A 14,951-nucleotide genomic window follows, 5' to 3' on the forward strand; every position below is an offset into this window, starting at 1 on the left:
GCTAAGAAACAGTTTGTGTAAGAAATACCGATTTTGCTTATCAGCTATCGGTCTTCCATCCACCCCCTAATGCCTTGTACAGCGCGATACTGGCTTGCAGCCGCGACAGGCGCAGTTGCACGTTCAGGTCCTGGGCGGCATAGAGGGTGCGTTGGGTTTCCAGCACCGTAAGCAGGTCTTCGGCGCCGGCCTCGTAGCGGCTTTGCGCAATCTCAAAGGCCGTTTGCGCCTGCTGCAGTTCTTCGGTTTGCCATTGGCGTTGCTGGTCCAGGCGAGTCAGGCTGCTGAGGGCTTTTTCCACATCGGCAAAGCCGTTGATGATCGCCCCGCGGTAGGTCTGCAGCAGTTCATCCTGGCGCGCACGGGCTTTATCGCGCTCGGCACTCAGCCGACCGTTGTTGAAGATCGGTGCGATCAGGCCCGAGGTCAGGGTGTAGAACGGGCTGAGCAGAACATCTTCAGCCTTGTACGCACCCGAGCCGAGGGTTGCGCCCAATGTCACCGTGGGCAGCATGGCCGCACGGGCCACTGTGACGTCGGCATTGGCCGCCGCCAGCTGTGCCTCGGCCTGGGCGATGTCAGGGCGGCGACGCAACAACTGGCTAGGCACACCGGGGCCGATATTCGGCCAGGTCAGTGCCTGGAACGGCTCGCTGCCCAGCGCCAGGGCCTGTACGGGCTGGCCGAGCAAGGCGGCGAGGGTGATGCGCGATTCTTCGGCCGATTGCTGGATCAGCGGCAGTTGCCGTTGCTGGCCGGCCACCAGGCTCTTCTGTTGTGCCAACTCCAGGCCCGTGGCGGAACCGGCATCGTAGCGGGTTTGCACCAGGTCCAGCACATTGCGCGCATTGGCCAGGTTCAGCTCGGCGATCTGCAGGCGCTGGTGCGCGGCCAGGGTTTGCGCATAGCGGTCGGCGACATTGCTGAGCAAGGTCAACTCCACGTTGGCCTGATCGAACTCACTGGCGTGCAGGCTATGCACAGCGCTGTCTCGCGCAGCGGCGCGGCCACCCCAGAAGTCGATTTCGTAGCTGGCCGTGAGGTTGGCGTCATAGTTATTGACCGTCTTGTTGCTCTCGGTGGCGTCCAGATCCGAGTTGCCGCTGCCGCGCAACAGTCTTTGACGGCTGGCGCTGAGGTTGAACTTCACCTCGGGCAGTAACGGTGCGCCGGCAATCACCGCTGTCGCCTGGGCCTGCCGCACCCGCGCCATGGCCGCAGCCACATCAAAGCTGTCACGGCGGGCCTGATCGATCAGGCGGTTCAGCACAGGGCTGCCAAACTGCGTCCACCAACGCTGGTTGGTGGCCTGGTCGGCGTCGCGCTCGGCATATTGCCAGACGGCGGGCGCGGCAATGCTGCTGTCGAGGGCAGGCGAAGTGCCGGCACAGGCATTGAGCAACAGGCACAGGCTGAGTGTCGACAGGTGCGGTGCGATGGATCGTTTATTCACTGGTCAATGCCTTAACCGGATCGAGCCGGGCAGCTTTACGGGCCGGCATAAAGCCGAATACGACGCCGGTGACCAGCGCACAGCCAAACGCGCCGAACACCGCCACCAGGGAAAACTGCACCGCCACTTCGGCCAGCACCAGCACGCCGCCCACCAGCAATGCCAGGGCGATTCCGAACAGACCGCCGACCACCGAGAGCATCACCGCCTCGGTGAGGAATTGGCGCAGGATGTCGCGCTGGCGCGCCCCGGTGGCCATGCGGATGCCGATTTCGCGGGTGCGTTCGCGCACGGTCATCAACATGATATTCATCACGCCGATACCGCCCACCAGCAGGGAAATCGCGGCAATCGAGCCGAGCATCAGCGACAGGGTGTTTTGCGTGCGCGCCTCGGCCTGGATCATTGCTGCGTCGTTGGTCAGGTGGAAGTCGCGTTTGCCACCGTGCAGCCTTTGCATAAGCTGGCTGATGGCTTGCTCGGCCTCTTGCACCTTGCGCGCATCGGCGGCGGCAATGACGACGTATTCGGGGTTATAGGTGCCGAACAGGCGCACGCTGGCGGCGGTGTAGGGGATGGCCACACGGTCGTCGCTGTCCTGCATGCCGGAGCTGGAGCCTTTTTCCGCCAACACGCCAATCACCTGGAAGGGCACGTTTTCGATCAGGATGTATTGGCCGATGGGGTCCAGCTGGCCTTTGAACAGCTTTTCGCGCACGCGATGACCGATCACCGCCACCGTGGCCCCGGCGCGCTCGTCGGCTTCGGTAAAGTAGCTACCTTCGGCCACAGGCCAGTTGAAGATGTCCGGGAAGTTGGTGTCGTTACCGCCCACATAGGCCATGTAGTCGACGTTGCCGAAGCGCACACCGGCGTAGGTGCCGTTCACCGGCATGATGCGTTTGACCTGGGGCAATGTAGCCAATGCGGCCACATCATTGAGGGTCACGATACCGGGTGGCGTGCGCGGGTTAGGCGAAAAGCCGCTCAGGTAGATGATGTTGGAGCCGAAGGCCGCCATCTGCGCCATGACCTGGCGCTTGCTGCCTTCGCCCACCGCCAACATCACCACCACCGACGCCACGCCGATGATGATCCCCAGCAGCGTCAATGCGGTGCGAAAGCGGTTGATCCACATCACCCGCCAGGCCGCCTGCACCGCGTCCAGCAGCTCGGCTTTCCAGGCACCATTGTGTTCGGCGCCGTCGGCCAGGCGCTGGCGCAGGTCCACGGCTTGCAATGCGTCGCTGCCGGCCGTGACGGGCACGTGGGGGGGGCTCAACGCCGAATCGCTGATGATCAGGCCGTCGCTGATCTCGATGATGCGGTTGGCGTGCGCCGCGACTTCGCGGTCGTGGGTAATCAGGATAACCACGTGGCCCTGGCTCGCCAATTCATCCAGCAGCACCATCACCTCGGCACCGCTGTGGCTGTCGAGGGCACCGGTGGGTTCATCGGCAAGGATGATATGCCCGCCGTTCATCAACGCACGGGCAATCGAGACGCGCTGCTGCTGACCACCGGAGAGCTGGTGCGGGCGGTTGTTGGTGCGATCGGCCAGGCCCAGGCGGGTCAGCAGAGCCTTGGCGCGGGCATGGCGTTCGGCAGCGCCGATGCCGGCATAGATCGCCGGCATCTCGACGTTTTCCTGGGCCGAGCCGGACGGGATCAGGTGGTAGCCCTGGAACACGAAACCAAAGGCTTCGCGGCGCAGCCAGGCCAGTGCGTCGCTGTCCAGGTGCGCGACGTTTTCCCCGGCGAACAGGTAGTCGCCCACGGTGGGGCGGTCGAGGCAACCGAGGATGTTCATCAGTGTGGATTTGCCGGAGCCCGAGGCGCCGACGATGGCAACGAACTCTCCTGCATGGATCGACAGGTCGATCCCGCGCAATACGTCGACCTGCGGGCTGTCGCCGCCGCCGTAGGATTTGCGGATGTTCTTGAGTTCGATCAGTGGCGTGGTCACGTCAACCCCCGCTGCTGCTGGCGGGGCCGATCAACAGGTGATCGCCTTCGTCCAGGCCATCCAACACTTCAACTCGCAGGCGGTCACTGATACCCAGCTGTACTTCTCGCTTCTGGATGGCACCGTTTTTGGTCACGACCCGCGCGATCTGCTTGTCGGTGCCTTGGCTGCCGAGCAGCGCTGCGACCGGGATGGTGAGAGCGTCCTTGACCTGGCTGGCTACGAAAAACACCTGGGTGGTCATTTCGGCCATCAGTGCATTGTCAGTGTTGTCCACATCCAGCAGTACGGTGTACAGCACTACGCGGCCACTACCGGTTTTGCTCGTGCTACTGGGGCTGCCGCTGCCCTGGCTGGTTTCATTCAGCGGCTTGGGCGGTATCGGCAGGATCTGGCGCACGGTGCTGCTCCAGCGCCGGTTGCCGCCGGCGAGGGTAGTGAAATAGGCGCTCATGCCCGGTTTGACGTGGCCGATATCGGCTTCGGACACTTCGGCCCATACGGTCATTGGTGACAATTTGGCGATGCGCAGGATCAACGGCGTTTGTTGTTGGGCGTTGAGGGTTTGGCCGACTCGCGCATCTACCGCCACCACGGTGCCGCTCATGGGCGCGTAAATCCGCGTATAGCCCAGTTCGGCCTCGTCACTGCGCAGGCTGGCCTGGGCTTGGCGGATCTGTGCCTGGAACATATCGACACGGGCTTGGGTGGCACTCAGTTCGGCTTTGGCGGTTTGCACATCTTCTTCGCGGGTGGCGTTGCCTGCAACCAAGCGTTGCTGGCGCTGGTATTTCTGGCGTGCGAGTTCGTGCTGGGCTTTCTGTTCCTGCAACTGCGCCTTGAGGTTTTCAATGGAATAGCGGCTGGCGTCGAGCTTGGCCTGTTGCGTGGCGGGATCGATTTCCACCAGCAGATCGCCTTCCTTGACTTGATCACCAGCCTCCACATGGATTTTGCGAATCTGTCCGGACGCCTGGGCACCCACGTCCACATAACGGCGCGGTTGCAGGGTGCCCAGTGACGTAACGCTATTTTCAATGTCGCCGCGGGTTACGGTGACCGTGGGTAGGCTGTCGCGGCCCGACGGCAGCACTTGCCAGGCAGCCACCACAAGGATGGGGAGCAGGCACGCCAGCACAAGCAGGGCGCGTCGGGCAGGTCGAGGGCGTTTCATGTCTTGGTTCCAGCCAGGAGGTGTTGGCCGCAGGAGCGGGGAGTTGACAGTTATACGAGAAAAATACTCGGGAATTTAGGTTGTTACACATGTGGTAACAGCTCGTGCGACGAAAAAAAATGCACCGTTGGTGCAAGACTCCTTTAAAAGTAGATGAGAATTACTATAAATTGCACGCACTCAAACTGCCATCATCGATGGGCTCGCTCCTACACGGGCTGGCATCGTTAGCACCACGGCCATGGGGCCAGGAGTCATGTTGGAAAACTACTATCGCGAGCTGGTGTGTTTCCTGAACGCCAAGCTGGGCAACCGTCAGGTGGCCGAAGATGTGGTGCATGACGCTTATGTTCGGGTGCTGGAGCGTTCCAGCGACATCCCGATCGAACAGCCCCGCGCCTTCCTGTACCGCACGGCCTTGAACCTGGTGATCGACGGCCACCGGCGCAACGCCTTGCGTCAGTCCGAGCCTCTTGAGGTGCTGGACAGCGAAGAACGCTTCGCCCCCTGTTCACCCCACACCAGTCATGACCACAACCAGCGCCTGGAGATGCTTGAGCGCGCCCTGGCCGAGTTGCCGGCGGCGTGTCGCGACAGTTTCCTGCTGCGCAAGCTCGAGGGCCTGTCCCATGTGCAAATCGCCGAGCGCCTGGGGATTTCCCGCAGCCTGGTGGAAAAACACATCGTCAACGCCATGAAGCATTGCCGGGTGCGTATGCGTGAGTGGGAAGCGCACTGATCGCCAGTTGGTTAAATTTTATTTCACTGTCCTCGTTTCCTATCAACACACGGCCTGTTGTTCAGGCCATGAAGGTATTCCCGCCCCACCGCCAAGGGGCTTATCCAGAGGACACTGGAATGACACAGGCAATTGCTTCGCCCGCGGTTCACGACCTGATCGGTATCGGCTTCGGCCCTTCGAACCTGGCGCTGGCCATCGCCCTGCAGGAGCGTGAAAAGGCCCAGGGCAAGCTGGACGTGCTGTTTCTCGACAAACAGGCCGACTACCGCTGGCACGGCAATACGCTGGTGACCCAAAGTGAGCTGCAGATCTCTTTCCTCAAGGACCTGGTGACCCTGCGCAACCCCACGAGCCCGTACTCCTTCGTCAATTACCTCAAGGCTCACGATCGCCTGGTGGACTTCATCAACCTGGGCACCTTCTACCCCTGCCGTATGGAGTACAACGACTACCTGCGCTGGGTGGCCGGGCAGTTCCAGGCCCAGGCCAACTACGGTGAGGAAGTGCTGGCCATCGAACCGATCCTGCATCAGCAGCAGGTGGAGGCCTTGCGCGTCATTTCCCGCGATGCCCAGGGCGAGCAGCATGTGCGTACCACCCGCTCGGTGGTGGTCAGCGCCGGCGGCACTGCGCGCATCCCCGAAGCGTTCAAGGCGCTCAAGGGTGACAGCCGCGTGTTCCATCATTCCCAGTATCTGGAGCGCATGGCGAGCCAGCCTTGCGTGGATGGCAAGGCCATGCGCATCGCGGTGATCGGCGGCGGCCAGAGCGCGGCCGAAGCCTTTATCGACCTCAATGACAGCTTCCCGTCGGTGCAGGTCGATATGATCCTGCGCGGCTCGGCGCTCAAGCCGGCCGATGACAGCCCGTTCGTCAACGAAGTGTTCTCGCCGGCGTTTACCGACCTGGTGTTCCAGCAAGTGGGGGCCGAACGCGAGCGTTTGGTCGCCGAGTACCAGAACACCAACTATTCGGTGGTGGACCTGGACCTGATCGAGCGCATCTACGGGATTTTCTACCGTCAGAAAGTTTCCGGCATCGCCCGCCAGGCGTTCCGCACCATGACCGTGGTGGAGAAGGCCACGCCCGGGCCGCTGGGTATCGAACTGGTATTGCGCAACAACGCCACGGGCGAAACCAGCGTCAACCACTACGACGCCGTGATCCTCGCCACCGGCTATGAGCGCCAGATGCACCGCGAACTGTTGGCGCCGCTGCAAGCCTACATGGGCGACTTCGAAGTGGCCCGCGACTACCGCATCGTCACCGACGAGCGCTGCAAGGCGGGTATCTACATCCAGGGCTTCAGCCAGGCCAGCCATGGCTTGAGCGATACCTTGCTGTCGGTGCTGCCGATTCGGGCCGATGAGATTGCGGCGTCGTTGTATGAGAACGATCGAAACCGTGACAAGGGCCGTTCGGTGCAGGACCTGCTCCTGGCAACCGCCAGCTGATCTGCCCCTCCTACAGACGGCACTTGTGACAACGTGCGGCTATTGGTACTGTACAAAAAACCAGTATCGGTAGCCCGTCATGCAGTTGATCGAAAAACTCAGCATCCTCGCCGACGCCGCCAAGTACGACGCGTCGTGCGCCAGCAGCGGCGCGCCCAAGCGCAGCTCCGAGGGCAAGGCGGGGTTGGGTTCCACCGACGGCATGGGCATCTGCCACAGCTACACGCCCGATGGCCGTTGCGTGTCGCTGCTCAAGGTGTTGCTTACCAACTTCTGCCTTTACGACTGCCAGTATTGCGTCAACCGCCGTTCCAGCGACGTGCCCCGTGCGCGTTTCAGCCCGGAAGAGGTGGTCACCCTGACCCTGGATTTCTACAAGCGCAATTGCGTCAGCGGGCTGTTTCTCAGCTCCGGCATCATCCGTTCGTCGGACTACACAATGGAGCAATTGGTGCGGGTCGCCAAACTGCTGCGCGAAGAGCATGACTTTCGCGGCTATATCCACCTCAAGACCATTCCCGATGCGGATCCTGCATTGATTGCCGAGGCTGGTCGTTATGCCGATCGCCTGAGCGTGAATATCGAACTGCCCACCGAGGCCAGCCTGCAGACCCTGGCGCCGGAGAAGCAGATTGTGTCGATCAAGCAGGCGATGCAGACCATCTACACCGGCGAGCAGACGGTGTTCAACGAGCCTCGCGCCCCGCGTTTCGCCCCGGCCGGGCAGAGCACGCAGATGATCGTAGGTGCCGACGACACCGATGACAGCACCATCCTCCACGGTGCCGAGGCGTTGTATGGCAATTTCAAGCTGCGCCGCGTGTACTACTCGGCGTTCAGTCCCATCCCCAACAGCCCGAAAAGCGTGCCCCTGGCCGCGCCGCCGTTGATGCGCGAGCACCGCTTGTACCAGGCCGACTTCCTGCTGCGCAGCTACGGTTTCAGCGCCAGGGAGCTGTTTGCCGGCCCCGGCCACCTGGCCCTGGATATCGACCCCAAGCTGGCCTGGGCCCTGGAGCATCGCGAAGTGTTCCCCCTGGACCTGAACCGCGCAGAGCCCACCCTGATTGCGCGCATCCCCGGTATTGGCCTGCGCACCACCCAACGCCTGGTGGACCTGCGCCGCGAGCGCAAGATCCGCTTCGAAGACCTGGCGCGCATGCGCTGCGTACTGGCCAAGGCCAAACCGTTCTTCATCACCAGTGACTACCACCCGCAACAGGCCGACAGCACCAGCGTGTTGCTGCGCGAGCAATTGCGCGACCGTCCGCAGCCGCAACAGATGGGGCTGTGGGGATGATCAGTCTGGAATGCGACAACCTGTTCAGCACCTGGCGCGAACAGGCGCGCTGGCTGCTCAGCCATCAGGTCGACCCCAGCCAGGTGAGCTGGGGCGAGGCACAAGCAGCTGACCTGTTCGCTACCGATGAGCCGATCCCGCCAGGGTTGGGGCCCTTCCAGGCACGGATTCCCAAGGCGCTGTTGGAGTTGCTGGAGTCTGCCGCCTGTTATCACGGTGATCAACGCTGGAGCCTGCTGTATGAAGTGCTGTGGCGGGTCAGCCACGGTGATCGCACTGCGATGCTGGCGGGGGACAAGCTGGGCAGCGAGTTGCAGCGACGCATCAAGCAAGTCAGCCGCGAGTCCCATCACCTGCATGCGTTTGTGCGCTTTATTGCCCTGCCGGCTGAGGCGGGGCCCGAACTTCCTGAATACGTGGCCTGGCATGAACCGGCCCACGACATTCTCAAAAGTGCCAGCCAGCATTTTGTCGGGCGCATGGGCCGTCATCGCTGGATGATCGCCACGCCCCTGGACGGGGTGTATTACGACGGCGAGCAATTGATTCATCAGCGCCAGTGCCCCGAGGCCTGGCAGCAACTGGCACAGAATGTTGAAGATCCCCACAGCGCCATGTGGCTGACCTACTACAGTCACATCTTCAACCCGGCGCGGCTGAATCCCAAGGTGATGGAAGGGCACTTGCCCAGCCGCTTCTGGAAGAATTTGCCGGAGGGCAAGTTGATCCCGGGGCTGATCAGCGAGGCGCGTACGGGCAAGCAGAAGGATGGGCAGGCGAAGCTGGTGGGGGCCAAGCCAGGCAAAAGAATTGCAAACCCGGTCAATGTGGGAGCTGGCTTGCCTGCGATAGCGGTCGACCAGTCAGATGTGAGGTGACTGATGCACCGCATCGCAGGCAAGCCAGCTCCCACATTTGGTTTTCGCAGCCTGGGGGAGTGGGTATCAGGCCAGTTCGGTCGCAGTGTTCTTGACTACTGCCAACTCTGGATGGGCCACCAACTTATCAATGTGCAACTCATCATTGTTCAACCAGATCTCGGTCAGCACCCGGTAATGCTCCATATCCCGGCAGCGCATACGCAGGCTGTAGTCGAACGGCCCGCTGATCAACTGGCATTCGAACACCTGCGGGCAGGCTTTGACGCAGGCTTCGAAGGCCTTTTGCGCCGAGCGCCCGCTCTGGTTGGACAAGGCCACCAGCACCAGCAGCGACAGCCCTGGTGAGACCATCTGCACATCGATGATCGCCCCATACCCACGGATCACCCCGCGTCGCTCCAACTTGCGCACCCGCTCCAGGCATGGCCTGGGGGTCAGGTGCACCAGCGACGAGAGTTTTTCATAGGTGATGCGCCCCTGGTGCCTGAGCACATCGATGATCGCCTCGTCGATGCGATCCAGCGCAGGGGAGGAGTGGGGTCCGTTGGCCTTGGTATCCATGAGTTCACTTCAAACGGTTGGAAAGAAATTGCTGCAAGCGTTCGCTGTTGGGGTGGTCGAGGATCTCGGCGCCGCCGTGTTCCTCGACTCGGCCCTGATGCAGGAACAGCACTTGGCTTGACACCTGGCGGGCAAAGCCCATTTCGTGGGTGACCATCAGCATGGTACGGCCTTCCTCGGCCAACGTCTGTATGACTTTGAGCACTTCGCCTACAAGTTCCGGGTCGAGGGCTGAGGTCGGTTCGTCGAACAGGATAATCTCCGGCTCCATCGCCAATGCCCGCGCAATCGCCACGCGTTGCTGCTGGCCACCCGAGAGGAACGCCGGGTATTGATCCGCCACGCGGCCTGGCAAGCCGACTTTGTCCAGGTACAGGCGCGCACGTTTTTCCGCCTCGGCGGCGCTCACATTCAGCACCCGGCGCGGGGCCATGGTGATGTTTTCCAGCACCGTCATGTGACTCCACAGGTTGAAGTGCTGGAACACCATGGCCAGGCGCGTGCGCAGGTTTTGCAGTTGTGCCTGGTGCGGCGCGCGGGTGCCGGCGCGGCCTTGTTGCATTTCGATGCTGATGCCGTCAAGGGTGATGACCCCGGCGTCCGGCTGTTCAAGGAAGTTGATGCAACGCAGCATGGTGCTTTTACCCGAGCCGCTGGCGCCGATCAGACTGATCACATCGCCTTGACGGGCATTGAGGGACACACCTTTGAGCACTTCGTGTTCGCCGTAGCGTTTGTGAATGCCTTCGACTTGAAGCTTGATGGCGGCAGTTGCAGTTTCGACAACCGGTACATCCACCGGATAAACGGCCAGGGCCTGCGCGGACTGATTCATGGGTTAGCCTCGGGTAGGAACAAGAAAACGCATCCAGCGACGTTCGGCCAGCCGAAACAGGCCCACCAGTGCAAAGGACAGCAGCATGTAGAGCAGGGCGGCGATACCAAACGCCTGAAAGGTCAGGAAGGTTTCGGCATTCGCATCGCGGGCGACCTTGAGGATGTCGGCAACGGTGGCGGTAAACGCCAGTGACGTGGCGTGCAGCATCAGGATCATTTCATTGCTGTAGGCCGGCAATGCGCGGCGCAATGCGGCGGGTACCACCACGAACAGATTCAGCCGCCAGCCGTGCAGGCCATAGGCGCGTGCCGCTTCGATTTCGCCGTGGGGAATATTGCGGATCGCCCCGGCGAAGATTTCCACGGTGTAGGCACAGGTGTTGAGCACAAACGCCAACAAGGTGCAGTTCAGCGCATTGCGGAAAAACTGGTTGAGCAGGGCGTTGTCCTGCACCACCTCCAGGCTGTACAGCCCGGTGTAGCAAATCAGCAACTGGATATACAGCGGCGTGCCGCGGAACAGGTAGGTGTAGACCTCCACCGGCCAGCGCAGCCAGACGTGCTGCGAAACCCGCGCCAGTGCCAGGGGGATCGACAGGCAAAAACCGAGCACCACCGAGATGATGAACAGCCACAAGGTCATGGCGACGCCGGACAAGCCGCTGCCATCGCTGAACAGGTAGGCCAGGCCGTATTGCTGGAACAGTTCGATCATCGCGCCATCCCCTTGATGCCCAGGTTATAGCGCCGTTCGAGGCGCTTGAAGATGCGGTTGGAGAGGGTAGTGATCAGCAGGTACACCAGGCCCGCGAGGATCAGGAAGTACAGTGGCTCGCTGGTGGACTTGCCGGCGTTTTGTGCGGCCTTGACCAGGTCTGACAGGCCGATGATCGACACCAGCGCCGTGGACTTGAGCAGCACCAGCCAGTTATTGCCCAGGCCCGGCAGGGCAAAACGCATCAGTTGTGGGAACAGCACCAGGTGGAAGCGCTGCCAGCGGCTCAGGCCATAAGCCGTCGCGGCTTCCAACTGGCCCACCGGTACGCTGAGGATCGCGCCACGGAAGTTCTCGGTGAAATACGCGCCGTAGATAAATCCCAGGGTGACCACCCCGGCGGTGAACGGGTCGATTTCAAAGTACTCCCAGCCGAACACTTCAGTCAGGTCGTTGAGCCACAGTTGCAGGCTATAGAAGATCAGCAGTATCAACACCAGGTCCGGCACGCTGCGGATCAGCGTGGTGTAGAGCGTGGCCGGTACGCGCAGCCATCTGGCGCTGGATAGCTTGGCGCCGGCGGCGACCAGGCCCAGGGTTAGGCTCAGGGCCAGGGCGAGGAAGGCCAGCTTGAGCGTCATCCAGGCACCCTGGGCCAGCATCGGGCCGTAGCCTTGCAGGTTGAGGAGTTCGTTCATGGGAAGATCTCTAAAAGGCACACACACCATCTTTGTGGGGAACCGATTTGTGTGGGAGGGGGGGCTTGCTCCCGATAGCGGTGGTTCAGTCAATATTTTCAATGACTGACCACTGCTATCGGGAGCAAGCCCCCCTCCCACAAAAGCTGCATCCACAGGGAGGTCGATGGCTTAGTTATTCGTTGTAGATATCTTGATCGCCGAAGTATTTCTTCTGGATCTGCGCGTAAGTGCCATCGGCCTGGACGGCGGCGATGCCTTTATTGATCAGCTCACGCAGTGCCTGGTCGTTCTTGCGCAGGCCCATGGCGATGTCCAGCGGCAGGGTCGGGTCCTTGAAGGCCGGGCCGGTCTTGAAGTCGGCGCCTTCGGGCTTGGACAGGAAGTTGAGCTGGGCTTCGAGTTTGTCGGTCAGGGTGGCGTCGAGGCGCCCGTTTTGCAGGTCGGCGTAGTTCTGCTCTTGAGACTGGTACGCCTTGATCTGCGCACCCAGCCTGGCCAGGTGCGCTCGGGCGTAGGCTTCCTGCAGCGAGCCTTGCAGCACGCCGACCTGCTTGCCCTTGAGCGATTCCGGGGTATCGCCGAAGTCGGCGCCTTTGCGCGTGATCACCGAGGTGGGGCTGAGGAACAGGCGATCGGTAAAGTCGATGACTTTTTCGCGAGCCGGGGTCACGGCCATGGAGGACATGATGGCGTCGAACTTGCGCGCACGCAGGGCCGGGATCATGCCGTCGAATTCATTGTGCACCCAGGTGCATTTCACTTCGAGCTTGGCGCAGATGGCGTTGCCCAGTTCAATATCGAAGCCTTGCAGGCTGCCGTCGGCGGCCACGGATTCGAAGGGTGGGTATTCGGGGAACACGCCAAAACGGATTTCTTTCCAGTCCTGGGCGTGGGCGGCGGTGGCGCACAGAGGCAACAGCAACGCAGCGAAGAGTGATCGCAGTGGAGTCATGTGGAGGTCCCTATATTTTGTAATTGATGTCAGGGCAGTGAATAACTGGGAGCAGAGAATGCTTCATGATGGTGCGTTTTTTGTGTCGTTTACCCCCTGCACAAAGCGCAAATTGCGCTGTTAAAACCGACAATGCAGCGCAATCGGCTGTTGCACCCGCCGAATCGGCTTTTAACCCAGCAAAGTCCGGCCTGCCCTCGACGCAAAGCGGCAGGCCAGAGCGGTCTCAGGCGCGCTTTTTGTGCTGTGCGACCGGTTGCCGGGCCAGGCGGGCAAACAGGTCTTTGGGGTCAGCCAGGTCGGGTACCAGTTCCAGCTCGCTGCCCACGTCCAACGCCTTGGCGACGTCCAGTACATAACGCAGGGCCGAGTAGTCTTCGATGGCAAAACCCACCGAGTCGAACAGGGTGATCTGGCGCGCATTCTCGCGGCCGGGCTTCTGGCCGTTGATCACTTGCCACAACTCGGTCACCGGCGAATCCTCAGGCATGTGCTGGATCTCACCTTCGATGCGGCTTTGCGGTTCGTACTCCACGATCACCCGGGCACGTTCGACGATGCGCCGGTCCAGCTCGGTCTTGCCCGGGCAATCGCCACCCACGGCATTGAGGTGCATACCCGGTTCGATCATCTCGTCGGTGAGGATGGTTGCATAAGCCTTGTCGGCAGTGACGGTGGTGACGATATCCGCGCCTTTGACCGCGTCGGCCACGCTGTCAGCCAGGATCACCTTGATCGCCGGGAACGCCTTGAGGTTGGCGGCGAGTTTGGCGGTGGCCTTGGCGTCGATATCGAACAGGCGAATTTCGTTAATGCCAAGCATGGCGTGGAAGGCCAGGGCCTGGAATTCGCTTTGGCAGCCGTTGCCGATCAACGCCATGCTGCGGCTGTTGTCGCGCGCCAGGTAGCGGGCGACCAGGGCCGAGGTGGCAGCGGTGCGGATGGCGGTAGTCAGGGTCATTTCCGCCAGCAGCACGGGTTTGCCGGTATCCACATCGCCCAAGGCGCCAAAGGCCATCACGGTCAGCATACCGGCCAGGGTGTTTTTCGGGTGGCCGTTGACGTATTTGAACGCATACAGCGAGGCGTCCGAGACGGGCATCAACTCGATCACGCCATCCGGTGAATGGTTGGCCAGGCGTGCGCATTTCTCGAAGTCCTGCCAGCGCAGGTAGTCGGCACGGATGTACTCGGCCATCTCGGTGATGCAGGTTTGCAAACCTTTTTGCGAAACCAGGTAGCTGAGGTCGTTGACGTCGATATAACGGGTCATGGCAAGACTCCTTATTGAAATGAGGGGCGGATCGGCAGATGCACTTCGGCCAACATGCAACGGGCACTGCCGCCGCCGATGCGTTCGATGTTGTCGATATTCACCACCACTGGTCGCGTATGGCGCTCCACCTGCTGGCGCTGCGCCGGTTGCAACGCGCGCCAGGCGCTGGCAGACATCACCAGCAATGGCTGGCCGTCACGGTCGTGGACTTCGAGCATGTTGCCGGCGAAGGCCTCCAACTGGTCGAAGTCGAGGGCGAGGATGTCCTTGCCGGTGTCGCGCAGTGAGCGTTCCAGGGCCAGGCGCTCGCGCTCGTCGGGCAGGGCTTGCAGGCACACCACTGCGAGGTCGCGACCGACGCTCATCATCACGTTGCTGTGGTAGATCGGTGCGTGGTGGCGGTCCAGGGCGTGGAACACGCAAAGTTGGTAGTCCAGACGTTCGGCAAACTGGCGCAGCGCCGCGTGATGGGTGCGCCCGGAGTGGCAGGCGTAGCTGATGCGGTGCTGGCGGTCGAGCACCATGCTGCCGGTGCCTTCGAGGAAGATGTCCTGTTGTTCCAGGTGGCTGAGGTCGATGGTGGTGTTGATCGCAAAGCGCTGCTCCAGAACTTGCAGCACGCCTTTGTTGCGCTCCAGCCGTCGGTTCTGGCCTTGCATGGGGTAGAGCACCAGGCTGCCGTCGGCGTGGCTGCTCCACCAATTATTGGGAAAGATCGAGTCCGGGGTGTGAGGGGCCGGAGTGTCCTGCACCACCAGCACCTCCACGCCGTGGCTGCGCAGGGTGTCGACATAGCCGTCGAATTCTTTCAGCGCTTTGTGCTGTGCACTGAGCGGGTCCGGCGGCGGGCGTTGAAAACGGTTGTTGATCGCGGTATCCGGGTTGAAGGCAAAGCGCGCCGGGCGAATCATCAGGACGGTGTTGGTGGTTTGCATGGGG

Annotated in this window: 14 protein-coding genes; 4 read left to right on the forward strand and 10 right to left on the reverse strand. The window is 61.7% G+C overall.

Annotated features, from left to right (window positions below; translation table 11 throughout):
* Nucleotides 1-40 precede the first annotated feature (40 nt).
* Genes LJX92_RS10745 through LJX92_RS10755 form a run of 3 tightly spaced genes read right to left on the reverse strand, consistent with a single transcriptional unit; the run spans nucleotide 41 to nucleotide 4,593 of the window.
* On the reverse strand, nucleotides 41-1,453 hold the full coding sequence (locus tag LJX92_RS10745) for an efflux transporter outer membrane subunit (protein WP_228309737.1): 1,413 nt from the start codon (nucleotides 1,451-1,453) through the stop codon (nucleotides 41-43).
* Nucleotides 1,446-3,419, reverse strand: a complete 1,974-nt coding sequence (locus LJX92_RS10750; RefSeq protein WP_228309738.1) for a MacB family efflux pump subunit — start codon at nucleotides 3,417-3,419, stop codon at nucleotides 1,446-1,448. Before LJX92_RS10750 ends, LJX92_RS10745 begins: the two co-directional genes overlap by 8 nt.
* A gap of 1 nt (nucleotide 3,420) precedes the next feature.
* Nucleotides 3,421-4,593: an efflux RND transporter periplasmic adaptor subunit gene (locus LJX92_RS10755; RefSeq protein ID WP_032876409.1), complete on the reverse strand. Its 1,173-nt coding sequence runs from the start codon at nucleotides 4,591-4,593 to the stop codon at nucleotides 3,421-3,423.
* A gap of 256 nt (nucleotides 4,594-4,849) precedes the next feature.
* Between LJX92_RS10755 and LJX92_RS10760 the strand changes: the two genes are divergently transcribed.
* From LJX92_RS10760 to LJX92_RS10775, 4 genes are all read left to right on the forward strand, one after another.
* Nucleotides 4,850-5,332, forward strand: a complete 483-nt coding sequence (locus LJX92_RS10760) for a sigma-70 family RNA polymerase sigma factor (RefSeq protein ID WP_323134839.1) — start codon at nucleotides 4,850-4,852, stop codon at nucleotides 5,330-5,332.
* A 119-nt stretch (nucleotides 5,333-5,451) separates the two neighbouring features.
* The gene (locus LJX92_RS10765) at nucleotides 5,452-6,789 is read left to right on the forward strand and encodes a lysine N(6)-hydroxylase/L-ornithine N(5)-oxygenase family protein (RefSeq protein WP_032876406.1); all 1,338 of its coding nucleotides are present in this window, start codon (nucleotides 5,452-5,454) and stop codon (nucleotides 6,787-6,789) included.
* 79 nt (nucleotides 6,790-6,868) lie between these two features.
* A complete protein-coding gene (locus LJX92_RS10770) occupies nucleotides 6,869-8,089 on the forward strand; it encodes a putative DNA modification/repair radical SAM protein (RefSeq protein ID WP_005787541.1) in 1,221 nt (406 codons plus the stop codon).
* Nucleotides 8,086-8,967 (forward strand): TIGR03915 family putative DNA repair protein, encoded by an 882-nt coding sequence (locus LJX92_RS10775; RefSeq protein WP_228309739.1) that lies wholly within the window; start codon nucleotides 8,086-8,088, stop codon nucleotides 8,965-8,967. Before LJX92_RS10770 ends, LJX92_RS10775 begins: the two co-directional genes overlap by 4 nt.
* A gap of 66 nt (nucleotides 8,968-9,033) precedes the next feature.
* Here the strand turns inward: LJX92_RS10775 and LJX92_RS10780 are convergent, their stop codons facing one another.
* From LJX92_RS10780 to ctlX, 7 genes are all read right to left on the reverse strand, one after another.
* Nucleotides 9,034-9,531 carry an Lrp/AsnC family transcriptional regulator gene (locus LJX92_RS10780; protein ID WP_005787545.1) on the reverse strand — a complete coding sequence of 166 codons (498 nt, stop codon included), beginning with the start codon at nucleotides 9,529-9,531 and terminating at the stop codon, nucleotides 9,034-9,036.
* A 4-nt stretch (nucleotides 9,532-9,535) separates the two neighbouring features.
* The gene (locus LJX92_RS10785; RefSeq protein WP_032876400.1) at nucleotides 9,536-10,366 is read right to left on the reverse strand and encodes an ABC transporter ATP-binding protein; all 831 of its coding nucleotides are present in this window, start codon (nucleotides 10,364-10,366) and stop codon (nucleotides 9,536-9,538) included.
* Nucleotides 10,367-10,369: 3 nt separating this feature from the next.
* Entirely contained in the window at nucleotides 10,370-11,083 is a 714-nt protein-coding gene (locus LJX92_RS10790) for an ABC transporter permease (RefSeq protein WP_228309740.1), read from the reverse strand.
* Nucleotides 11,080-11,781, reverse strand: a complete 702-nt coding sequence (locus tag LJX92_RS10795; protein WP_032876394.1) for an ABC transporter permease — start codon at nucleotides 11,779-11,781, stop codon at nucleotides 11,080-11,082. Before LJX92_RS10795 ends, LJX92_RS10790 begins: the two co-directional genes overlap by 4 nt.
* Nucleotides 11,782-11,956: 175 nt before the next feature.
* The gene (locus tag LJX92_RS10800) at nucleotides 11,957-12,736 is read right to left on the reverse strand and encodes an ABC transporter substrate-binding protein (protein ID WP_005787553.1); all 780 of its coding nucleotides are present in this window, start codon (nucleotides 12,734-12,736) and stop codon (nucleotides 11,957-11,959) included.
* 226 nt (nucleotides 12,737-12,962) lie between these two features.
* Entirely contained in the window at nucleotides 12,963-14,009 is a 1,047-nt protein-coding gene (locus tag LJX92_RS10805) for an ornithine cyclodeaminase (protein ID WP_078821073.1), read from the reverse strand.
* Nucleotides 14,010-14,020: 11 nt separating this feature from the next.
* A complete protein-coding gene (gene ctlX, locus LJX92_RS10810; protein ID WP_228309741.1) occupies nucleotides 14,021-14,947 on the reverse strand; it encodes a citrulline utilization hydrolase CtlX in 927 nt (308 codons plus the stop codon).
* Between the last annotated feature and the right edge of the window lie 4 nt (nucleotides 14,948-14,951).

It is taken from the genome of Pseudomonas sp. HN8-3 (assembly GCF_020790195.1).
Classification (GTDB): Bacteria; Pseudomonadota; Gammaproteobacteria; order Pseudomonadales; family Pseudomonadaceae; genus Aquipseudomonas; species Aquipseudomonas synxantha_A.